Source organism: Sphingomonas sp. Leaf242 (assembly GCF_001422045.1).
Taxonomy (GTDB): domain Bacteria; phylum Pseudomonadota; class Alphaproteobacteria; order Sphingomonadales; family Sphingomonadaceae; genus Sphingomonas.
On record NZ_LMLW01000001.1, the window covers coordinates 409210 to 431666 of the forward strand.

Genomic DNA, 22457 nt, shown 5'->3' on the forward strand with positions numbered 1-22457 from the left:
GTTCACGCCCTACGGCGTAGAATTCATTCCCGAGTTTCGGCGATCTCCCTCGGTGCTCGTATTTACGGTACGGTTGGGCGAATCTTGCCGCGCCGGTTGCGGTCCCCGATCGTTGCGCTAACACCCCTGTCATGACAGTTCATTCGCCAGCGCCAACTCGCTCCTCGCGCCGCGGAGGCTCGACTCCCACCATCAGCGACGTGGCGGCGCGCGCCGGGGTTTCCCCGATGACCGTCTCGCGCGTGATCAACGGCGAGACGAACGTACGGCCTAAGACGCGCGAGACCGTGAATGCGGCGATCGCAGCGCTGAACTACGCCCCCAATCCCGCGGCACGCAGCCTGGCCGGGGCAGGGCAGACGCGGATCGGTCTGTTGTACAGCAATCCGAGCGCAGGCTTCTTGAGCGAATTCCTGCTCGGCAGTCTCGAACAGGCGAGTCGCCGTGACGTTCAGATCGTCGTCGAGAAGTGCGAACTGGGCGATCACGAGCTCGAGGTGACCCGACACCTGATCGAGGGCGGGATCGACGGCATCATCCTGCCGCCGCCGTTGTGCGAAGCCGCCGGCGTTCTCGACCTCCTTGGCAAGGCCGGCATCCCGGCGATCGCGGTGGCGACGGCGATGCCATCGGCGGACCAGCTGGCGATCGGTATCGACGATCGCGAGGCCGCGTCGATGATGACCCAGCACATCATGGACCTCGGCCATCGGCGGATCGGCTTCATCACCGGCGATCCCAACCTGTCGGCGAGCGCCCAGCGCTACGCGGGCTATACCGCCGCACTCGAACAGGCGGGATTGCCGTTCGATCCGAGCCTGGTCGCCGACGGCCTGTTCACCTACCGATCGGGGCTCGACGCCGCAGAGCAGCTTCTCGCGCTTGAAAATCCACCGACCGCGATCTTCGCGTCGAACGACGACATGGCGGCAGCGACGGTCGCGATCGCGCATCGCCGCGGCATCGACGTGCCGGGCGACTTGACGGTCTGCGGATTCGACGACACGACGCTGTCGACCGCGATCTGGCCCGAACTCACGACCATTCATCAGCCGATCGCGGATATGGCGCGTGCGGCGGTCGACCTGCTGGTCACCGCGATCCGGCAGTCGGGCAGCGGCGCGAAGATCGAACGCCACCAGACGCTCGATTTCACCCTGATCCGGCGGCAGTCCGACGCCGCGCCGCGCCGGAGGCCGCGCGAGAGCCGCACTTGACGCGCGCACCAGACTTGATAGCGATACCATAGAGACGCGGATCGGCCGATCGATACCAGCGCCATTGTTGAGGATTGGGTGTGATCGAACCGACGCTAGATCCTCGCAAGGACCGGCACCAAGCCGGTGGGCGCGGCTGTCGATCCGCCGCGCGACTGCCGGCGCGATCGCCCGCATGATCGGCGTTTCCGAAACATCTGGACGACTGGCCACATGGTGAGGCCGCGTCCACACACCATCACGCAACATGCACAAATCAGCCGATAATAGCGGCGTTTAGGAGGGGTTATGTCGGAGAGTATCAGAGGATCGGGCGGATCGGCGGTGAACTACGGTTTCATCACCGCGATCGTCGCCGTCGCCACCATCGGCGGGTTCATGTTCGGCTATGATTCGGGCGTGATCAACGGCACGCAGAAGGGGCTCGAGGCCGCATTCGCACTCGGACGGCTCGGGATCGGCGTCAATGTCGGCGCGATTCTGGTCGGTTCGGCGATCGGTGCATTCGGCGCCGGACGGTTGTCGGATGCGATCGGTCGCCGCAGCGTCATGATGCTGTCGGCAGTGCTTTTCCTGGTATCGGCGCTGGTCGCGGGCGCGGCAGGCTCATCGGCGATCTTCATTCTGGCGCGTATCATCGGCGGTCTCGGCGTCGGCGCCGCCAGCGTCACCTCGCCGGTCTACATCTCCGAAGTCACGCCGGCGGCGATCCGCGGGCGCCTGTCGAGCGTCCAGCAGGTCATGATCATCTCGGGTCTCACCGGCGCGTTCGTCGCGAATTTCGCGGTCGCGCGCTATGCCGGTGGCTCGACCGCCGAGTTCTGGCTTCACCAGTCGGCGTGGCGCTGGATGTTCTGGTTCCAGGCGATTCCGGCTCTGGTCTATCTGATCGCACTGACGGTCATCCCGGAAAGCCCGCGCTTCCTGGTCGCCAAGGGGCGTGACGAGCAGGCGCGGACCGTCCTGACCCGGCTGTTCGGCCGTGAGGAGGCCGATCGCAAGGTGATCGAGATCCGCAATTCGCTCGCCAAGGATCACCACAAGCCCAAGCTGTCCGATCTGCTCGACAAGACCACCGGCAAGGTCCGTCCGATCCTGTGGGCGGGCATCGGTCTCGCCATCTTCCAGCAGTTCGTCGGCATCAATGTCGTGTTCTATTACGGCGCGGTGCTGTGGGAGGCGGTCGGCTTCACCGAGGACAACGCGCTCCAGATCAACATCCTGTCGGGCGTCCTCTCGATCGCGGCGTGCCTGTTCACGATCGCGACGGTCGACAAGATCGGTCGCAAGCCGCTGCTGCTGGTCGGATCGGCCGGCATGGCGGTCACGCTGGCGATCGTCGCCTATGCGTTCTCGACCGCGGTCACCGACGCGGCGGGCGCGGTCAGCCTGCCGGGCCACAACGGCCTGATCGCGCTGATCTCGGCCAACCTCTACGTCATCTTCTTCAACGCAAGCTGGGGGCCGGTGATGTGGGTGATGCTCGGCGAGATGTTCCCGCAGCAGATCCGCGGTTCGGGGCTGGCGGTCGCCGGCTTCGCGCAGTGGATCGCCAACGCGGCGATCTCGGTGAGCTTCCCGGCGCTGGCGGTCTCGCCTGGGCTCAGCGTCACCTACTTCGGCTACGCGTTCTTCGCGGCGGCGTCGTTCTTCTTCGTGAAGGCGATGGTCAACGAGACGCGCGGACGCGAACTCGAAGACATGCAGGGGTGATCCTCGCGGGAGGGCCTCGGCCCTCCCGTTGTTTCAGGGGATAATGATGATGGGTCGAGCAGCATCCGCTCGATCGGCGCATATCGCTCTGCTCTAGCGCGACGAACACGGTGCTCTAGTACGCGGCCTTGGCGTCACGCGGTCGCGTTGCGTGTCACCGGATTACGAGCCGGTATCCGCACGGTCCGGCGGCGGATTTTCCTAATTTTTCAATGCCCGTCACGTTTGACGTAGGTGAAACCGTTAACGATTGTAATTTATCAGCTATCCCGAAAGGGAAGCCCGTGCGTGACTATCTAGAGAAGGCTCGGCTTGACGCTTTGCACCAGCTCAAGCTGCTCGATACGCCGTCGAGCGAGAGCTTTGATCGTATCACGCGCATGGCCAGCCAGATCTTCGGCCTGCCGGTAGCCGCCATTTCGCTGACCGATCGCGATCGACAGTGGTTCAAGTCGCGTGTCGGGATCTCTCACGACTCGATCACACGACGAAAAGCGCCATGTTCGCAGGTCGCCGAATCGACGAGTCCGCTGGTTATCGAGGACCTGCAGGCGGACTGTTTTTATGCCGAAAGCCCGTTGGGTCTTGCCGGCACCCGGTTCTACGCGGGCGCACCTTTGGTCACGCGCGATGGCTATGGTCTCGGATCGCTTTGCGTGCTCGGCACCGAGCCTCGGCAAGCGTCCCCCGCCGAAATGGCCGCGTTGACCGATCTGGCTGCGATGGTGATGGCGCAAATCGAACTGCAGCATGCCTTTGGCCGGATCGATCCGATCAGCGGCATGCCCAATCGCAATCAGTTCTGCGAGGATCTGGTCGATCTGGCGCGCGATCACCGCGGCGAGCAACGCCTGGTCGTCGTCGTCGATCTGGCGCGGGACGAGCAGATCAATCGGATCATGCGCGTGATGGGCGGCAAGCGCGTCGACGAGCTGATCCGGGAGGCGGCACTCTCGATCCGGCAGGCGTTGAGTTCCTCCCGTGTCGCCTATCACGTTGCGCCGGCGCAGTTCGCCTTTCTGGGGCCACCCGCTGTCGACCAGGACGCGTATATGGCGGTGCTGGCGTCCGCGTTCGCGACGATCCGGGCGTCGTCGTCGGCGCGGTTCGTGACCAACGTCGCGATCGGCGTTCGCGCGTTCACGCTGGGTGACGCGGCGGCCGACGACGTGTTGCGTGCGGCGGCCAGCGCGGCGCAGGATGCCCGGCAGGTGGATGGTGCGATCGCGCTGTATTCGCCGGCCAGCGACATCGCGCATCGCCGTCAATATACGCTGTTGCAGGATTTCGGGACCGCGCTCGAAGCCGGCGATCAGCTTCGGCTGATGTTTCAACCGCGGGTCGAACTCGCGACGCGACGCTGCATCGGCGTCGAGGCGTTGCTGCGATGGCGGCACCCCGTGCTCGGTGAGATATCGCCCGCCGAATTCATCCCGATCATCGAACACACGTCGCTGGCCCGACCGACCACGCAGTGGGTGCTGGATGCGGCGATGGATCAGCTCGTCGGCTGGAACGAGGCCGGCATAGGCGTCGCGATTTCCGTCAATATCTCGGCCGCCAACCTCGAAGAGACGGATCTGATCGAACGCATCCAGCTGGGGATGCTGCGGCGGCAGCTGCGCCCCGATCAACTCGAGATCGAACTGACCGAGAGCGCGATCATGGATCATCCCGAGCAGGCGCTGGCGATGCTCGCGGAATTGGCGACGGCGGGCATTTGCCTCGCGATCGACGACTTCGGTACGGGGCATAGCAGCCTCGCCTATCTGCAGAGGCTGCCGGCGCAGGTCGTCAAGATCGATCAGGCGTTCGTGCGCAACCTCCGTGCGACGAGCGGCGCGGACTTCGTGCTCGTCGAGACGATGGTCGGCCTGGCCCAGAAGCTCGGCTACCGCGTCGTCGCCGAGGGCGTCGAAAGCGAGGACGCGGCCAACGTCCTCGCGCATATCGGTTGCGAAGAGGCGCAGGGCTTCCTGTTCGGGCGACCGATGGACGCGTCGAACTTCGTACGGTGGCTGTCGAGTTCGGATACGGGGAACGCGCCGATCACCAGCGCCGCCTGAGGCGCGGGCCACTGTCGTCGGTCCGTCGGCGCAGGGCGATAGAATAGGGTTTGTCGGCAGGCGCTGGTCGCTCCGATAGAGAATCGAACCCTTGACCTCTACAGTCCTTGCCATCGAAGCGGGGCGGGCAGGTCTTCGGCTGCGTAGTCGATCTGGAGCACGCGTCGGCGACGTGGTGGATCGGCTGCGCGCGAGCCGTGGACGATCGGTGTCGCGTAGAGCCAGACATCGCCGCGATTCGCGCGGCACAGGCGTTCGCCGCGCTCCTCGACGACATGCGCGATGCTCGTTTCCGGCAGGCGACCAAGTCGGTGAGAGCTGGGTACGATGCGGAGCGGGGCATTCGTGGCGTCGACGGGGTCGAGGTGGACGCGGATCGTGACCATCCGCTCCAACAATGCGAAGGGCGGTTCGACCTGGATGAGTCCGGCCTTCACCGTCCAGGGGCCGAACCCGTCGATGGCAGCACGCTGCTCGACGACGACAGTGCGATCCTGATGCCAGCCGAGCGCCCAGTTCCGGGCCGCCGTCTTGTCGAACAGCACGGCTCGGACGGGGCGTGCGTAAGGCCCCAGCACAGATCCGGCGATGCGGCCGATGGGACCGTCCACGGCGAGCATGCCGCGCAGGGCAGGGGCGGACCCGATCCGCACGCCGGGGACCTCGCGGGGTAGATCTGCCACGGCCTTTTCGATCGAAAGGCACGCGGCAGGACCCAAGGCTCCCGGAAAGATCTGCGCGCCGTCGTCTTCGAAGCGCAGATCGATTTCTAGGGCCTTGGCCTGGGGACTCACGTCAGGCCGGCGGGTTGCCCGACCCGCCATTGAGAGCAGTGGGATGTTTGTGGGCATCGGTGGAGGAGCTTCGCGCAGACGCCGCGTCAGCGCTGCTGCCGGCGAGCATGCCGTTCAGCGAACTGCCGGTCATGCCGAGTTCCGCCATGAGGCCATCGATGAGCGGGCCGCCGACGCGGTAGCGCATCGCCGCGGCGACCGCGGCATCGGCGAGGTTGCCCTGGCCGGCGCCGGTCGCGCCGTCGCTGCCGCCGTCACCGTGTAGCCCTCGAGCGTCGAGGATGCTGATCTTGTCGATGTTTTCCATCGGCTTGCTCGCGGCAGCGATGATCGCGGGCAGTGCTTCGAGCATCGCGCGCCGGATCAGCAACGCTGTCTGCGCGTCGCTCAGCAGGTTGGTCGCCTCGTTGAGCGACGCCTGACCCGCTGCATCGACCTTGAACGCTGCCTCGCGACCTTCGGCACGCGCCTTTTCGGCGTCGGCTTCGGCAGTCGCTTCGGTCCGCAGGGCACTGGCGCGGGCTTCGGCGGCTTCCTTCTCGGCGGTTGCGGCGACAGTGATGCCGACGGCCTCTTCCTGCGCGCGCTGGGTTGCGGCGATCACGGCCACGTTCTTGTTGCGGTTGGCGATCTCCGTCGCCTTGGCAGTGGCGACGCTTTCCTCGGCGCGGACGGCGAGTGCACGGGCCTCGTTTGCGGCGGCGGTGGCGGTCGATTCCTCCTCGGACTTCTGCGCAGTCTGCACAGCCGTCGTGATGCGAGCGATCTCGATGGTGCGGTCGCGTTCGATCGTTGCCGTCTGGATCGCACCGTCGCGGGCGATCGTCGCGGTCTGGATCACCTTGTCGGCTTCTGTCTGTGCGACAGTCTGCGCCTGGCCGGCGGTGATGCGGGCGATCTCCGCTAGGCGGGTCTGCTCGGCTTCGGCGGTGGCAATGGCCGTTGCCTGTTCGGCGCGGCGGGCGGACAGCGTCTGCTCCTGCGTCAGGCGCGCCTGCTCGGCGGCCTGCGCGATCTCGAGCGATTGGTTGTTCGCGTCGAGGTTGCGCTGCTCGATCTCGACGCGGTTGGTGGCGACGATGTCGTTGCGGATCTTCTTGCGCTCCTCGATCGTCCGCGTGAGCACGGTCAGCCCCTCGGCATCGAATGCGTTGTTCTCGTTGAAATGCTCGAACGCGGTCTGGTCGAAATGCGTGATGCTGACGGACTCGAGCTGGAAGCCGTTCATGTCCAGGTCGGTCATCAGCGCCTCCTGCACCTTCTGGATGAAGTCGGCGCGGTTGGCGTGGAGGTGCTCCATCGTCATCGTCGCGGCGACCGAGCGCAGCGCCGACACCAGCTTGCCGTCGAGCAGCGACTTTACCGCATCGGGGCTGTTGACCGAATCGCCGAGCGTCTGTGCAGCGGCGGCGATCGATTCCGCGTCGGGCTTCACCTTGATATGGAACAGCCCGACGACGTCGACGCGCAGCTTGTCGAGCGTGATTAGCGCGTCCTTGTTGAGGCGAGATACCTCCAGCTTCACGGTGGTCAGGCGGACCTGCATCAGTTCGTGGAGCACCGGGATGACCATGATGCCGCCGTTGAGCACGACCTTCTCGCCGCCGAAGCCGGTGCGGATCAGCGCCACGTCCTTGGTCGCGCGGCGGTAGAGCCGGGTCAGGATGATGCCGATCACCACCAGTGCGAACAGCACGATGCCGGCGTAGATCAGGACGTTCAGAAGCTGTGCGGGCATGAAACCCTCCCCGGTTATGATTGTGGTCGGATCGACTGCAGAAGCGCGTTGGCGTCGGGCAGTGCGTAGAAGAGTTTGCCGTCGCGGCGGACGATCAGCGCGGTCTCGCCGGCGGCGATGGCGTCGGCATCGTCGTGCGGCTCGACCATGATGAAATGCGCCTGGCCGTGCTGGTCGACGATCTTCGCGCGGGCCGGCGATCCGCGTCGGGCGGTGCCTTCGAGGATGGTGCCGCGGCGGCGGAGGAAGTCGTCGGTCGAGATCACGCTGGTCTCGAAGCCGGGCATGATCCGGGCGAGGCCGTTGGCGGCCAGCGTGTTGAGCAGGCTGCCAATGATCAGCGCGCCACCCGAGGCGAGGCCCCAGTGCAGCGGGCCGCCGGTCATCGCGGTCGCGCCCTGCTGGATGGCGATGCCAGCCAGCGTGAAGCAGCCAAGGAGCGAGGTCAGCCAGATCAGGATCGGAAGTTCATGGCCCAGCCCGAGCCAGTCGAGCACGCCGCCGCCATCGGCTTCGGCATGCATATCGGCGTGAAGGTCGAGATGACCAAGTCCCAGTCCGATCGCCTCGATCAGCCCGATCCCGATCATCACGACGAACGCAATCGCGAAGGGTACGTAGGCGGGCGTCAGGAAGATCGTGAACATAGGCCGTAGTGCTGGTTCGGGTTCTGCATCGGCAACTGGGTAGCGGACAGACGATAACGCTTCGTTGCGAAACGCCGACCGATCCGGTCTTTGCACGCCATGTGTCGATACTCCCCGGAGCAAGGCTAGCCCTACGCCGAGGCATTCGCAACGCGGGCCAAGGGAAACCGGCCGGGTTTGGATTCATCCTCTGCACAGGATCTGCACGACAAGCGAACGGATCGCGCACGGACCTCGCGATCGGTCGATCACAGAACCACGGCAAAGCCGATCCTCGACAATCGGGGAGTGCGAAGATGAATCGTCATGGAAGTCTGGTGGGCAAGATCTGCGCTGCCCTGGCGCTGATCGTCCTCGCGGAGATACTGATCGACGATGGCAATGGCGCCGTTCTTGGCGGGTTCGCGTTCGCCTGGATCACCGCCCTGTTCCTGACGCGACGGGCGATCTGGAATGACCGATCGGCGCGACTGGCGTTGGTTGCCTGCGTCGGACTGGCGGTGGTGCTCCTCGACGATCCAAGCGTCCTCGGCTGGGTTCTGTTCTGGGCGGCGGTATCGCTAGCCGCACTCCTGCCGCGTCACGGGTTCGACGATGCGCTCGCTTGGGCGCGCAGGCTCGGCTGGCATGCGATGTCCGCCGTCGTTGCGCCGCTGAAGGATGTTGCGCGGCTGTCGATGGTCCGCCAGCGTCGAGGGCCATCCTCCGGCGGCATCCGCGCGATCGGGGCTGTCGTTGCGTTGCCCTTGGTGGGCGGCGTGGTTTTCCTTGCGCTGTTCGCGAGCGCCAATCCGCTGATCGGTCAGGCGTTTTCGCAGATCGTGTTGCCGGATTTGTGGGCGGTGACCTGGCGGACGCTGTTCGGGCTCTGTGTGCTGGTTACGATCTGGGCAAGCTTGCGGCCAGGTCCGCCCACGACGCGGGCATCGCGTTTTGACGATTGCTCGATCAGCATGGCGTTCGAGCCGGGTGTGGGCACGCTGATCCTGTCGCTCGTGACGTTCAATGTGATTTTCGCAGTCGAGAATGCGCTCGACATCGTGTTCCTTTGGAGCGGCGCAGGACTGCCTGCGGGTGTGACGATGGCGGACTATGCGCATCGTGGTGCGTATTCGTTGATCGTGACCGCATTGCTCGCCGCGGTGTTCGTGCTGCTGGCATTACGTCCGTGCAGTGCCGCTGCGGCGAGCCCGCTGGTGCGGCGGCTGGTGACGGTGTGGATCGTGCAGAACCTGCTGCTGGTGGCGTCGAGTGCATTGCGAACGCTCGATTATGTCGACGCCTACGGGATGACGGTATTGCGACTGTCCGCGCTGGCTTGGATGGGGCTGGTAGCGACGGGGCTGGCGCTGATCGGCTGGCGATTGCTGGCAGGCAAGTCGGCTTCGTGGCTGATCAACGCCAATGCGCTGGCGGCTGTCACGGTCTTGGCGGGGGCGAGCGTCGTCGATCTTGGTGCGACCGCAGCGGCGTGGAATGTGCGCACGACGCTCGCCAGAGGTAAGGCGGGACCGCCGCTGGACCTCTGTTATATGGCGCGGCTCGGGTCATCGTCGCTGGTCTCGCTGGCGATGCTGGAGCAGCATGCGAAACAGCCCGATCTGCGCGACCGGCTGGCGTATCTGCGGTGGGAAAGTCAGACCGAAACTGCGGACGGGCAGGCCGATTGGCGCCGCTGGACGCTGCGCAACGCAAGGCGGCTTGCGACCGTCCGGGAGATGTTCGGTACCAATGCGCCGCGTTTGCGGTCCGCGCCGGACGGACGGAACTGCGACGGGCTGATCCTGCTGCCGCCGAAGGTGGAGGTCCGGTCAGCGCCGCCGTCCGCTCCAGCGCCGCAGACGCCCGCGCCTACCACGTCGGCACCAAAGCCGTTGACGCCGGGTGCGCAACAATGATCCTGTGCCCGATGCCCCGCACTATCCTGGTTGTCGATGACGATCCTCATATTCGCCAGTTGCTCGTGTTCGCGTTCGACAAGGCCGGGCTCGGCGCGATCGAGGCGGCGGACGGCGAAGCCGCGCTGGCGCTTGTCGAGACGCATGCGCCCGACCTTGTTGTGCTCGACATCAACATGCCGCGGATGGACGGGCTGGAGGTGTGTCGACGCCTTCGTGGTGGTGAGGGCAGGGCGGACATACCGATCCTCTTCCTGTCGAGCCGCGACGACGAGATCGACCGGGTACTCGGCATCGAACTCGGCGCCGACGACTATGTGGTAAAGCCGTTTTCGCCGCGCGAGGTGGTAGCGCGGGTCATGGCGATCCTGCGCCGCACGTCCGCACGGGCACCGAACACCGAGGACGGGCGCGATCTGTCGCACGGTCGGTTGCGGCTTGACCTGGAAGGCTGGCGCGCGCTCTGGGGCGAGGTCGAGATCGCGCTAACCGTTACCGAGTTCCAGATCCTCCGGCTGCTCGCGTCGATGCCGGGTCGGGTATTCAGCCGCGACGCGATCATCGACCGGCTGCATGGTCCCGGTTTCGCGGTTACCGACCGGACGATCGACAGCCACATCCGCAACCTACGCGGCAAGTTCGCGAAAGCTGGCGCCGATGACCTGATCGAGACGCGCGCCGGGATCGGCTATCGTCTCGGATCGTGCACGGGCGCGTGATCGGCAGGGTCAAGGACTGGGCGAAACGCCACTGGCCCCGGTTGCGATTGCGGACGATCCTGTTCGCGACATTGTTCCTAGTCGCCGCGCTACCCGGCTTCGGCGCGGTCTTCCTGCGCGTCTACGAGAACACGCTCGTCCGCCAGACCGAGGCGGAACTGGTCGCGCAGGGCGCGGCGCTGTCCGCGACGGCGGCGGCACTCTGGCCTGCCGCACCGCCGGGTCGGGTTGCGCCTCGCGAGGTTGCAGGCGACGACACCCCCTATAGCGCACAGGCGCCCGCATCCGGTATCGACCTCAGCACGACGCCGATCCGCGCGGAGCGGCCACCGGTTGCGGTCGGTACGAGACCATCGCCCGATGCGGTGGTCGTTGCCGCGCGGCTTTCGCCGATCATGGACGCGACCCGGTCCGCCACGCTGGCCTCGATCATCCTCCTCGATCGCAACGGCAGCATCGTCGTCGGGAGTTCGGCCGTCGGCAGCTACGCCGCTCTCCCCGAAGTTGCCGTTGCACTTGCTGGGCGCGCCACGACCGTGCTCCGCCGCAACGGGGCATACCGCGCGACGTACCGCTTCGAATGGCTGTCCCGAGCCGCAGCGATCCGCGTCCATTACGCGCGCCCGATCCTCGTCGGCGACCGCGTGGTCGGCGTGCTCCTGCTGTCCCGGTCGGCGCGCGCGCTGTTCAGGGGCCTGTACGAAGATCGCGGCAAGATAGCACTTGGCATCGCCGCGATCTTCGGGATGCTCGTGGTGCTGAGCGGCATCATCTCCCGCGGCGTCACGCGCCCGATCGAACAGCTCGGCGCGGCGACGCGCGCCGTCGCGAGCGGCCGCGGTCGGGTCCCCGATCCGCCACCGACCGCGGCGATCGAAATCCAGGGTCTCTACGCCGATTTCGCGGTGATGGCGGCGGCGATCGAGCGTCGTTCGCGCTATCTGCGCGACTTCGCCCACGCGGTCAGCCACGAGTTCAAGACCCCGCTCGCCGGCATCCGCGGCGCAGTGGAATTACTTCAAGATCACCCGGACATGGCCGCGGAAGACCGACGTCGCTTCCTAGCTAACGCCGATGCAGACGCCCGCCGTCTCGCGTTGCTGGTCACGCGGCTGCTCGATCTCGCACGCGCCGACATGGCTGAGCGGGGCGAAGAAAGAACCGATGCAACACAGGTCATCATGCGGGTTGCCGCTGCTTGGCGAACGACCGGTTTTTCGATAGAAATCATACGCTTGGACGTCCTGCCTGTTGTAACTGTACCAGCAACGACCCTGGAAGCCGTCCTCGGGACGCTACTGGAAAACAGTAGGCAGGCTGGTGCCCGATCCGTGACGATCCAATTGTCTAGCACGGATACTCACTTCGAGGTTCGAGTGAGTGACGACGGACCCGGCGTTCCAATCGCCGATCGGGGGCGGCTGTTCGAGCCTTTCTTCACAACGAAGCGAGATTCAGGCGGCACCGGTTTGGGACTTGCAATATCTCGGTCTCTAATTGAAGTTCAAAAGGGCAGTCTAAGCATATTGGATAGCGAGCTAACTACCTTCGTTGTCCGTCTTCCCTTGGCGAATTAGTGAACGACGAGAGTAGATTCGCCGCAAGCCGATCATCCAAACTAATTTTGGCGTGGTTCTTAGGAGAATCGATCACCTTATTTCCGCATTACGAATGCGACAGTTTTTGACAAAAACCGCAGAAAACCGTGGGATATTGTCGGCATTATAAGCATCAAAGCGCCAAGATCGACGCATCTGCGATACCAGCGCCGTACCAGGACTCGGCACGCCTCGACACCGCCGCGACTAGTCGTGCGTGCCTACGAACGAGGCACGCGACGATCACTGCTATGATCACGGTTCGACCAGAGCCCGGAATGTACCCTGATATAACCAGGGGCCGGTTGGCGCTATCAGGACATGGTGATGACACCTGCCCTATCGCATTAGGGCTCTATCTGTTGCCATTGTTGCGGACACCATCTCGTATCCACGCATCCAGACCCTGTTTGCCGTGACGGCTGCCACCACAGCGGAATGCTAGAACTAGGAGACATCGAACGTGAAGCGTGAAGCATTTGGGGAGTGGCTGGGCCTTAAAGGCATCTCCACAGTGACACTCCGTCGTTCGTTAGCTACGCGGATCGAACGCGCGCTAACAACGCTGGGATACGCTTCTAACGATCTCGACGATGCTTTCGCTGCGGACGAATTGGCAGGCGCTCTTAATCGGCTTCAAACGCTAGGCCGGACGCTCTCGCTCGGAGAACCACTGCCCATTCTCCTGCCGAGCGGATCGCGCAATCCGTCAAGTCGGTTGACGGGCATGGCGGCGGCGCTGCGTAATTACCGGGACTTTGCTGCTGGCAAGCCTGCGGTTCCCGATGCTGAAGATGCACAGAAAGAAGCTGTGTGGCTCGTTACGGCTCGCCACGGAGACGAAGATGGACTCGCTGGCTTTATTGAGAGAGGGGAATGGTCGCTCGTATACGAAGGCCGCTACAGCCAGAAAGTTCGAGAGATGCAGCCTGGTGATCGAATCGTGATGCGGGATTACCGGTCGCGCTCGGTCGAACCACCGTTTGAAACCAACGGTGCGGGCGTTTCTTCGATGGTCATCCGAGCTATGGGCACGATAACCCAGAACCGGAATGATGGACTATCGGTTGCCGTGGATTGGGATGAAATTTCGGAGCCCCGGACTTGGTTTTTCTATACCAATAACGAGACGGTGTGGCGCCTCCCGGAAAATGAACACTCCATAAGACTGATCGCCTTTTTGTTAGATCGGGAGGAGCAAGATTACGCTTGGTATCTCGCGCGACCATATTGGCGCGATCGGCTGTCTTCTGGCGGGAGCGATGCCGATCGTATCCGGCGACATGCACTGGAAGAGTTTATCGAACCGGCGAGAGCGCGGGGCGATGCCTCGGTGACTATCGGGGTGCGCGCAGTAAACGAAGCACTCGGCCTAAAGGACGGATGGCCAAACATCTGTCAGGCTCTTGAAGGACGCAAATTCCTCGAAATGGCCGCCCTTGCTCCCCCCAATCGGATCGGCAAACCGATGAGTTCCGCAACGAGCTTTCGGTTCCTTCTGGCTGAAGCATCCGTTGCGTGGTCTCCAGATCCGACAAATCTAATCCTTTATGGCCCGCCCGGCACCGGGAAGACCTACGCCACCGCGCGTGAAGCGGTTCGATTGTGCACGGGCATGGAGATGGACGACAGCGATCCAGTAGCGCGGGCTGCACTCATGATGGAGTATGAGCGTCTCGTCGGCACCGGGCAGATTGCGTTCGTCACCTTCCATCAATCCTATGCATATGAGGATTTCGTAGAGGGCCTACGTCCCCCGTCGGGGGGTGAGGCTGCTGAGGGAGGGCCAGGTTTCCGGCTCGATGTCCGGCCAGGACGTTTTCGCGAAATCGCCACTTTGGCGGAGCAGGCGCGCAAGCGTGCATGCGAACACCATAGCGTTGCCGATGGAAATCTGGCCGGCCGACGCTTTTGGAAAATGGGGCTTGGTGCAATTGGCACTGAAAATGATGTCTACCAAGCGTGTATAGACGGCAGGTTCGTAGCCCTTGGCTGGGGCGGCGATCTCGATTGGAGCGATCCTCGTTTCACAAGTCTCGACGCGATGAGAGACGAATGGCAGGTGCACTTTGCCGCCGATCAGCACCCCGACGATCAGCAGCCGAGCCAGACCGGACAAACCTGGACCTTTCGAAACGCCATGCAAAACGGAGACATTGTCGTCGTTCCGTATGGCAACACCGCATTCCGCGCGATTGGCCAGGTCACTGGTGAATATTATTTCGAACGAAGCGATCTCGGTACTTATAGCCAGCGCCGGCAGGTACAGTGGCTACTTACGCTCGACGAGCCACTTCCTCTAGATCTGATCATCGACGGCAAGTTTACGATGCGGACGTTGTATGAGATCGACGACACGCGCATTCGGCACGCTGCCCTCGAACGGCTCTTGGGTAGGGCGGATGATGGGTCTGACAACCGAACGCCGGATCAGTTTGTGCTAGTGATCGACGAGATCAACCGCGCGAACATCTCCAAAGTTTTTGGTGAGCTGATCACGCTGATAGAGCCCGACAAACGGCTGGGTCGACCCAATGCATTGACCGTAAAGCTGCCTTATTCGCCAGGCGACTTCGGCGTGCCAGCAAACCTTCATATCTTGGGCACGATGAACACGGCCGATCGCTCGATCGCGCTGCTCGACACGGCACTTCGGCGTCGGTTCGATTTCAAGGAGTTGATGCCAGAACCGGAAAAGCTCGCGGAAGCTGCCAAGCGAACCGGTATAGATCTCGTCGCCCTGCTCGGTGCAATAAACGACCGGATCGAGTATCTCCATGATCGCGAGCATCAGATAGGCCACGCCTTTTTTATGCCCTGTATCACGAGAAACGATGTGGACCTTGTTTTGCGCCGTAAGGTCATTCCGCTGCTTCAAGAGTATTTTTACGAGGATTGGGAGAAGGTCGCTCAGGCACTCGGCGACGGAGAGGCCGTAAAGACGGGCCAAGGGCGTTTCCTAACGCGAAAGATTCTAGCCCCCCCGCCTGGCGTTGAGGATCAGCGCGACGAACGGTGGCGTTGGACGATCCGGCCGGCCTTTGATCTACCACTCCTGAACGCATGACCCGCCACCTTATTCGTCTACGGGAATGGGAGCGTGTCAGGATTGGCGAAGGGCACCTCACGCCTACCCGTGCCGACGCTCTCCTTGCTGCTGCGCGCGCTTCCGATCTTGGCGGCGAAGAGGGAACGCGCATACTCGTTCATGCCGGTTCGCAAATCGCTACACGACAAGTCGTCGGACTTATCTCAGCCGGTGATTGCCAGCTGGAGATCTTACCGAAGATCGATGGCGTCGAAAGCGATGCCGGCGTTCGGGACCGGCTCGTTCACATGCTTGCTGAAGTATATGACCTACCAGTGGCGACAGGCGCGGCGGCGGCGCTCGGCGAACAGAATGATACACTTCTCGAACGCCTAATCAGGCTGTTCGCAGATCGGCTGATCGACGCAGCGCGCGCTGGACTACCGCGCCGCTATCAGCAGCGAGAGGAAGATCTTCCAACACTACGGGGACGGCTCGCGATCATGCGACAGTTCACCGCACTGGCGACGGATCCGACACGTCTTGCCTGTCGCTACGACGAGCTGTCACGAGACATCCCCCTCAACCGAATTATGAAAGCTGCTGTAACGCGTCTTCGGGCGTTGGCCCGCGGGGCAGAGACGCAACGCCGGCTCGGCGAGTTGGCCTTCGCCTATGATGACGTTGCCTCCATAGGGCGGCGCAGTTTGCCTTGGAGCCAGCTTCATCTCGATCGTAGCGATCGACGGTGGCGCCCCCTTATTGATCTTGCCCGCTTGCTGCTCGGCGATCGCTTCCAGACGACCAGCGCAGGCAAGGAGGAAGGCACCGCGCTACTCTTCGAGATGCATGTGCTATTTGAAGCCTACATTGCACGCGTCTTGGCCAGGGAGCTGCTCGGAACCGGTCTGCGTGTCGTGGCTCAAGGCGGCTTACGCTTTTGTCTCACCGAATTGGATGGTGATGGGCGGCTGGGGAAAGACCGTTTTCAAACGCGTCCTGACATCCTGATTAAGCGCGGCGAAGTCGTCGTCGCGATTATTGATACAAAGTGGAAACGGTTGAGCCCTCGCATCGACGACGCGAAGCAAGGTGTATCGCAAGTCGACGTCTATCAAATGATCGCCTACGGCAGGCTTTACGACTGTTCGAACCTGATTTTATTATACCCGTGGCATTCAGAAATTGATGCCGACGACGAACCACAGCGCTATGCGGTGCGCGGCGGCAGCGACACCCTGAGCATCGTAACCGTCGACGTCGCACGAAGTGGACGTGAAGCGGGACGGCAGGTCGCTGCCGCGCTAACGGCATTGGATATTGGCAATTAAAGCCCGAACCCGGGCTTCATCCAATACAACGCAATCGCTACCAAATCCATTTGGCTGCATTCGCGGCAACAGCTAGTCGCCTACCCCCCGGCCAGCTTCGACGCTACCAAGCGGAACTTCTCCAGCGCCGTCTCGAGGCTGTCGACGATCTCCGCTGCGATCTCCGCGGGCGGGGGCAGCGTGTCCGGGTCGGTCGCGCTGGCGTCCTTCAGCCAGAACAGGTCGAGGTTCAGCTTGTCGCGCTTGGCCAGTTCGTCATAGCCGTAGCGGTGGAAGCGTTCCGTCTCCACGCGCTTGGCCCGTCCGTATTTCGAGCCGTAGCTGGTGACGAAATCGTTGAGGTCGGCGCGCTTCAACGGGCGTTCGCGCAGCGTAAAGCGCTGGTTGGTGCGCAGATCATACACCCACAGATCCTTGGTCGCGATCCCGGTGCCGGGCGTCGCGCGATCGAAGAACAGCACGTTGGCCTTCACCCCCGCGCTGTAGAAGATGCCGGTCGGCAGGCGCAGCAGCGTGTGGAAGTCGAACTCCTCTAGCAGCCGCTTGCGCAACGCCTCGCCTGCGCCGCCTTCGAACAACACGTTGTCGGGCATGACAACCGCCGCGCTGCCGTTGACCTTCAGGATCGACATGATGTGCTGGAGGAAATTAAGCTGCTTGTTGCCGGTGGTGACGGTGAAGTCGTCGCGGACGTAATCCTGTCGCTCGCTCTCGATTCCGCCATCCTCGCGGACGATGCGGAACGACTGGCGCTTGCCGAAGGGCGGGTTGGTCAGGATGACGTCGAACGCCTTGTCGCCGCGATCGAGCAGCGCGTCCTTCTGCTGCACCGGCGACGTCGCGCCACCAATGCCGTGCAGATACAGGTTCATCGCGCAGAGCCGCACCACTTCGGCGACGATGTCGGTGCCCGACAGCTTGTCCTCGCGCAGCGCCTTGGCGACGCGCTTGTCCTGCGCCTTGGCCTTCGCCTTCATGTGATCATAGGCGGCGAGCAGGAAGCCGCCGGTGCCGACCGCGGGATCGTGCACGGTGTCGTCGGGTTCGGGATCGACGAGCTGAGTGATCACCTCGATCAGCGGGCGCGGCGTGAAATACTGGCCCGCACCGGACTTCACCTCGCCCGCGTTGCGTTCGAGCAGCCCCTCGTAGATCGTGCCCTTCACGTCGACGTTCATGCCCATCCACGTCTCGGCCCCGATCAGCGTGACCAGCCGCTGGAGCTTGGCGGGGTCACCGATCTTGTTCTCGGCCTTGAGGAACAGAGTACCGACGATGTCGGTGCGCTTCGACAGTTTTTCGAGGATGCCCCGATAGGTCACCTCGAGGCTCTCGCCCGCCTTGCCGGCGAGCGTGTCCCAATTGGCGTCGGCGGGCAGCGCGGACGCCTCGCCCAGCGCCTCGGCGCGCTCCTTGTCCATCTTGAGGAACAGCAGAAAGCTGATCTGGCCGAGATAGTCGCCGTACGACACGCCGTCGTCCCGCAGGACGTGCGCATAGTTCCAGACCTTCGCGACAAGTGCCTGTTCGTTCATGCGAGGTCTCCACGGAAGGCGGCGGCGAGGATGGATTGGCGGAGGGTGGCGGCGTAGGTCTGTTGATCGCGAATATCTGTTACGCAATCCGTCGTAGCCAGGAGCGCGTGTTCCAAGCGCCGCAGTATTTCTTCCTGTTCGGCCGCCGGCGGCAGCAAGATAGGTATCTGACGTATCGTCCCCATAGAAAGTGATGGTTGCGCTACAGCTTTCATCGCCGCAGTGGCCAGCGCCTTGCCGACCGGCGACCGCAGGAAGAGCTCCACGTAACGGGGTGAAACAATGTCAGTTTCAACCCGCATCATACCGATGTTTGGACCGAGGAAGAACTCTTCACCATCCGGCACGATTGCGACGTTCCCGGTTCCAGCGCCTACAAACACCATAAGTAATTCACCGCCATGCAGGCGAGATCGTGTTAGTTCGGTGACAGAGGACGATTTTATGCGAGAATATTGGGTCTTCTTGAACCCTTGCAGGCCAGCATTCTCCGCCTTGATGACCCGAAGGTCACCGTCATCATCATATTGAACGAACTTCGTATATTCGAAGCCCGCAAGCTTGGTGACGAAGGAAAACGTTCCGAGCTGCATCCAAGTCCAGCCGTCTGGAGCGGCCCACATAAGGCGTTGCTGCGAAGGTGTGACGTCTTCCGGCGCCTTATCACGCCGCTTTCCAAGACGCGTTGCCGCTACGCTCGCACGGTCTGCGAGGATACGGACCGAAAGGTTGGCGCCCGACTCGGCGGGTAGGTTGGCAGCACGCCAATCGGCCGTCAGTTCCCCGGTGACGGCAGCCTTGAGCAGCGCCTTGCGCCACGTTGCTAAATCGTCGCGCGCTCGCGTCAGCGCCGCTTCACCATCGTCGACCTCGGCGAACAGTTCGTCGATGCGGGCAACAATGCGCGTTTGCTCGTCAACCTTGGGCAAAGCGATCGGCTCGTCGAGAAGAATGGTCTGGCTAATATTCTGTTGTGTTCCACCTTGGCCCAACGACAGCAGATGGTATCGGCGAAACAGCAAGAAGTAGAAGAGATACCTGAGATTTACATGTATAGTATCCGGGATGCAGAACGCTATCGCCTGATTTGTGGTTACTGGCTCGGTGGTTAGACCTAGCTTACCGATAGATCCATACATCGCGATCAAGAGTGCGTCGGCGGGCACCCATTTGGCTGAGGATGCCTTAAGACCCGCCTGCGTTATCGTATCGGCGGAACCCCTTAAGATACCATTGGTTAGATCACCGATTTTATACCAGGGGATACCACCCCCATAGTATTCGGGCGACTTAGCTTTAGGCGTGCCGCCGCTGCCCCAGCGACCTATCGACCCAAGCCGCTCCCACCGCCAACCGTCCGGCAACGTCCAAGGCCCATCGACGGGCCCCGTAGCCGCCACCCGTTTAGCCATCTTCCGCGCCCCCACTTACGCCACCAGCGCGTCCTGAAGGTCGTCGAGTAGAACATCGAGTCGCGGACCGAAAGCCCTGCGTGCGCCGAGGATGCTGCCGCGCGCGCCGAACTGGTCCTGGATGTCGGCGGTGGTCAGCTCGATGTTGGCGGCGAGATAGTCACGGATCGCCTCCAGCCAGCCGAGCTGTTCCTGCGAATAGACGCGCCCGGCGCGCTGTTCGCGGCCCAGCCACAGGTTGAACCGCCCCGCCATGTCCGACGACAGCGGCGCCAGCGTCTCGCTCGCCCCCATGGCGAAGCGCACCAGCGCGACGATGTCGGTCAGCGTCTTCGCCGGGTTGGCGCGCACCTTGTCAGCGCTCAACCGGCGATAGGCGCTCCACAGCGCTAGCGGCTCGAGCAACCATGGCGGTCGCATCATCGCGTCGCGCAGATCCACCAGGCTGTCATAGGTCAGCCGCTTCGTCGCGGCGGGCAGGCCGTATAGGATGCGCAGCGCGGTCAGTCGATCGCGATGCTCGTCGAGAAAGCGGCCGAAGTCGGTCGTCATCGTCGTCGCCTGCCCCGCGTCCCATGCGGACGAGATGACGACGTCGCGGCTGATGTCGTCGATGACCACCTCCGACGCCTTTTTCAACTCGATCAGCACGCGGCGCAGCGCCGGATCGTTATAGGCGGCCAGCGCCGCCTCGCGCCGTTCGGTGGCGACGGCTTCGATCTCGGCGTCGGTGACGGTAGCGCCGTGCCGCTGGCGCGCGGCATCCTCGATCGCGCCGGCATCGATCGCGTCGACCAGCTCGCCCGCCAGCGCCGTCAGGGGCTTGCCGGCGATCGCCTCGATCCGTGCCTTGCCGGCGTCGTCGAGCTTGCGGTTGAGCCGGGCGAGGCGACCGGCGAGCGTCGCGACGGCGGGCTCGTCGCTGCGGCCGCTGGCGATCTGTTCGAGGAGCTTGTCGAACGCGACAGCGGGCTCGCGCTCCAACGGGATCGCCTGCGTTTTCAGGCTGTCGGTGACGCCGACCGCGTCGATCAGCACGAACCGGTCCTTGACGCGCGCGTCGGGCGTGATTGTCGCGAGCGTCGGTGCATCGATCGTCCGCACGCCGCGCCCGCGCATCTGCTCGAAATACACCGCAGAGCGCACGTCGCGCAGGAAGATCAGCGCCTCGATCGCCTTTACGTCGGTGCCGGTGGCGATCATGTCGACGGTGACGGCGATGCGCGGATTGTAGGCGTTGCGGAACGCCGCGATCACCTCTTCCGCATATTTCGCGCCGACCTTGTAGGTGATCTTCTTGGCGAAATCATTGCCTTGGTCGAACACTTCGCGGACGATGCGGACGATCTCCTCGGCGTGATTGTCGTCCTTGGCGAAGATCAGCGTCTTGGGGACTTCAGTGCGGCTTGGGAAGAGTTCGGTAAACAGCGTGTCGCGGTAGGTCTCCAGCACGGTGCGGATCTGGTTCTGCGCGATCACGCTGCGATCGAGATCCTGCGGCGTATAGGTCAGGTCGTCGTCGAGCAGGCGGTAAGTCTGCGCACGGGTATGACGATCGCGGACGGGGAGCGTGTAGCCCTTTTCAACGCGCCCGCCATGTTCGCCGATCTGCGTGCGAATGCGGTAGATGTCGAACGGCACGTTGACGTCGTCAGCGATGGACCGTTCGTACGGATAGTCGGCGACCAGATTCTCGTCGAAGAACGCGGCGGTCTGCACGGTCGGCGTGGCGGTCAGCCCGATGATCTGCGCGTCGAAATAGTCGAGCAACTGGCGCCAGCTGCCATAGATCGAGCGGTGGCATTCATCGACCACGACTATGTCGAACGTCTCGGGCGGAAGCGTGGCGCTGTAGGTCACGGTCTTGGGCGGCGGGGTCCAGCTGCGTTCGAAATCGCTGGCTTCCTCGTCCTCCTCGGACAGGTCGGTGCCGGTCAGCTGCGCAAAGACGCGCTGGATGGTCGAGATAACGACCTTCGCGGGGGTGTCGAGTCCCGCCGCGCCAAGACGCTGGACGTTGTAGAGTTCGGTGAACAGCCGCCCAGTGCCCGGCGGGCGATACGTCTGGAACTCCTTGAGCGCCTGCCGCCCGAGGTTGTTGCGATCGACCAGGAACAGGATGCGCCGGGCATCGGCGTGCGCGAGCAGGCGATAGGCGAGCGTGGCGGCGGTGAAGGTCTTGCCCGCACCCGTCGCCATCCGCACGAATGCGCGCGGCCGGTCGCTGCCGAGCGACGCCTCCAGCCCTTCGATCGCCTCGGCTTGGCAGTCGCGCAGGTTCGTGGTGATCAGCGGCGGCATGTCGACGAGGCGCGCACGCAGCGACGATCCCGACTTCAGCCACTCGTGCAGCGTTTCCGGCCGGTGGAAGGCAAAGACCCGACGCGAGCGGTGAAGGGGGTCGACGCGATCCGAGAACAGGATCTCGGTCCCAGTCGCCTGATAATCGAAGCGAAACGGTGTGCTCCAGGCCGCCAGTATCTGCTGCGGCTGCGGCTGATAGCCCCGGGCTTGCTCGGTCACGCCCGACAACGTCGTGCCCGCCGGCTTGGCCTCGATCACGCCGCACGCCTTGCCCGCGACGATCAGGAGATAGTCGCAGGGCCCGGTCGCCAGGCGGAACTCGCGCACCGCGACTCCCGGCGCGGCGAGACGGTTCATTTCGGCGCGGTCCTGCACCACCCATCCCGCCGCCGCGAGTTGCCCGTCGATGACCGCGCGGGCCCGTGCTTCTGGCGTGCTGTTCACGTTCCGGTCCTGG

General features: G+C 63.5%; 14 protein-coding genes. 8 read left to right on the top strand and 6 right to left on the bottom strand.

All coding sequences use genetic code 11. From position 1 onward, the window contains the following. Positions 1-131: 131 nt before the first annotated feature. The 3 genes from ASF09_RS01965 (at position 132) to ASF09_RS01975 (ending at position 4996) form a co-directional block, all read left to right on the top strand. Entirely contained in the window at positions 132-1217 is a 1086-nt protein-coding gene (locus ASF09_RS01965; protein WP_156359129.1) for a LacI family DNA-binding transcriptional regulator, read from the top strand. Between the two features lie 288 nt (positions 1218-1505). Further along, complete coding sequence (locus ASF09_RS01970) at positions 1506-2930, top strand: sugar porter family MFS transporter (protein ID WP_056047701.1); 1425 nt, start codon at positions 1506-1508, stop codon at positions 2928-2930. Positions 2931-3214: 284 nt separating this feature from the next. Next, positions 3215-4996, top strand: a complete 1782-nt coding sequence (locus ASF09_RS01975) for a sensor domain-containing phosphodiesterase (protein ID WP_060524167.1) — start codon at positions 3215-3217, stop codon at positions 4994-4996. Positions 4997-5094: 98 nt separating this feature from the next. Here the strand turns inward: ASF09_RS01975 and ASF09_RS01980 are convergent, their stop codons facing one another. Genes ASF09_RS01980 through ASF09_RS01990 form a run of 3 tightly spaced genes read right to left on the bottom strand, consistent with a single transcriptional unit; the run spans position 5095 to position 8175 of the window. After that, entirely contained in the window at positions 5095-5820 is a 726-nt protein-coding gene (locus tag ASF09_RS01980) for a phytanoyl-CoA dioxygenase family protein (RefSeq protein WP_156359130.1), read from the bottom strand. After that, a complete protein-coding gene (locus tag ASF09_RS01985; RefSeq protein ID WP_060524169.1) occupies positions 5792-7528 on the bottom strand; it encodes a flotillin family protein in 1737 nt (578 codons plus the stop codon). The genes ASF09_RS01980 and ASF09_RS01985 overlap by 29 nt, the downstream gene beginning before the upstream one ends. Positions 7529-7542: 14 nt before the next feature. Next, on the bottom strand, positions 7543-8175 hold the full coding sequence (locus ASF09_RS01990) for an OB-fold-containig protein (RefSeq protein WP_060524171.1): 633 nt from the start codon (positions 8173-8175) through the stop codon (positions 7543-7545). Positions 8176-8471: 296 nt separating this feature from the next. Here ASF09_RS01990 and ASF09_RS01995 point away from each other — a divergent pair, with 296 nt between their 5' ends. From ASF09_RS01995 to ASF09_RS02015, 5 genes are all read left to right on the top strand, one after another. Continuing rightward, positions 8472-10073: a DUF4153 domain-containing protein gene (locus tag ASF09_RS01995; RefSeq protein ID WP_060524173.1), complete on the top strand. Its 1602-nt coding sequence runs from the start codon at positions 8472-8474 to the stop codon at positions 10071-10073. 11 nt (positions 10074-10084) lie between these two features. Further along, on the top strand, positions 10085-10792 hold the full coding sequence (locus tag ASF09_RS02000; RefSeq protein WP_060524905.1) for a response regulator transcription factor: 708 nt from the start codon (positions 10085-10087) through the stop codon (positions 10790-10792). Further along, positions 10777-12369, top strand: a complete 1593-nt coding sequence (locus ASF09_RS02005; RefSeq protein WP_235529509.1) for a sensor histidine kinase — start codon at positions 10777-10779, stop codon at positions 12367-12369. Before ASF09_RS02000 ends, ASF09_RS02005 begins: the two co-directional genes overlap by 16 nt. 484 nt (positions 12370-12853) lie before the next feature. After that, positions 12854-15457 (top strand): AAA family ATPase, encoded by a 2604-nt coding sequence (locus tag ASF09_RS20830; RefSeq protein WP_156359131.1) that lies wholly within the window; start codon positions 12854-12856, stop codon positions 15455-15457. Then, complete coding sequence (locus ASF09_RS02015) at positions 15454-16749, top strand: McrC family protein (RefSeq protein ID WP_060524176.1); 1296 nt, start codon at positions 15454-15456, stop codon at positions 16747-16749. Before ASF09_RS20830 ends, ASF09_RS02015 begins: the two co-directional genes overlap by 4 nt. An 80-nt stretch (positions 16750-16829) precedes the next feature. Here the strand turns inward: ASF09_RS02015 and ASF09_RS02020 are convergent, their stop codons facing one another. Genes ASF09_RS02020 through ASF09_RS02030 form a run of 3 tightly spaced genes read right to left on the bottom strand, consistent with a single transcriptional unit; the run spans position 16830 to position 22444 of the window. Then, a complete protein-coding gene (locus ASF09_RS02020; protein ID WP_060524177.1) occupies positions 16830-18284 on the bottom strand; it encodes a class I SAM-dependent DNA methyltransferase in 1455 nt (484 codons plus the stop codon). Next, positions 18281-19696 carry a restriction endonuclease subunit S gene (locus ASF09_RS02025; protein WP_156359132.1) on the bottom strand — a complete coding sequence of 472 codons (1416 nt, stop codon included), beginning with the start codon at positions 19694-19696 and terminating at the stop codon, positions 18281-18283. Before ASF09_RS02025 ends, ASF09_RS02020 begins: the two co-directional genes overlap by 4 nt. A gap of 15 nt (positions 19697-19711) precedes the next feature. Beyond that, positions 19712-22444 (bottom strand): type I restriction endonuclease subunit R, encoded by a 2733-nt coding sequence (locus ASF09_RS02030; protein ID WP_060524181.1) that lies wholly within the window; start codon positions 22442-22444, stop codon positions 19712-19714. Positions 22445-22457 lie beyond the last annotated feature (13 nt).

Excerpts from the sequence above, each read along its gene's own strand:
- ASF09_RS02025 (WP_156359132.1), bottom strand. The coding sequence starts at position 19,696 with ATGGCTAAACGGGTGGCGGCTACGGGGCCCGTCGATGGGCCTTGGACG.
- ASF09_RS01965 (WP_156359129.1), top strand. The coding sequence starts at position 132 with ATGACAGTTCATTCGCCAGCGCCAACTCGCTCCTCGCGCCGCGGAGGC.
- ASF09_RS01970 (WP_056047701.1), top strand. The coding sequence starts at position 1,506 with ATGTCGGAGAGTATCAGAGGATCGGGCGGATCGGCGGTGAACTACGGT.
- ASF09_RS01985 (WP_060524169.1), bottom strand. The coding sequence starts at position 7,528 with ATGCCCGCACAGCTTCTGAACGTCCTGATCTACGCCGGCATCGTGCTG.
- ASF09_RS02020 (WP_060524177.1), bottom strand. The coding sequence starts at position 18,284 with ATGAACGAACAGGCACTTGTCGCGAAGGTCTGGAACTATGCGCACGTC.
- ASF09_RS02000 (WP_060524905.1), top strand. The coding sequence starts at position 10,085 with ATGCCCCGCACTATCCTGGTTGTCGATGACGATCCTCATATTCGCCAG.
- ASF09_RS01990 (WP_060524171.1), bottom strand. The coding sequence starts at position 8,175 with ATGTTCACGATCTTCCTGACGCCCGCCTACGTACCCTTCGCGATTGCG.
- ASF09_RS01995 (WP_060524173.1), top strand. The coding sequence starts at position 8,472 with ATGAATCGTCATGGAAGTCTGGTGGGCAAGATCTGCGCTGCCCTGGCG.
- ASF09_RS01980 (WP_156359130.1), bottom strand. The coding sequence starts at position 5,820 with ATGGCGGGTCGGGCAACCCGCCGGCCTGACGTGAGTCCCCAGGCCAAG.
- ASF09_RS02015 (WP_060524176.1), top strand. The coding sequence starts at position 15,454 with ATGACCCGCCACCTTATTCGTCTACGGGAATGGGAGCGTGTCAGGATT.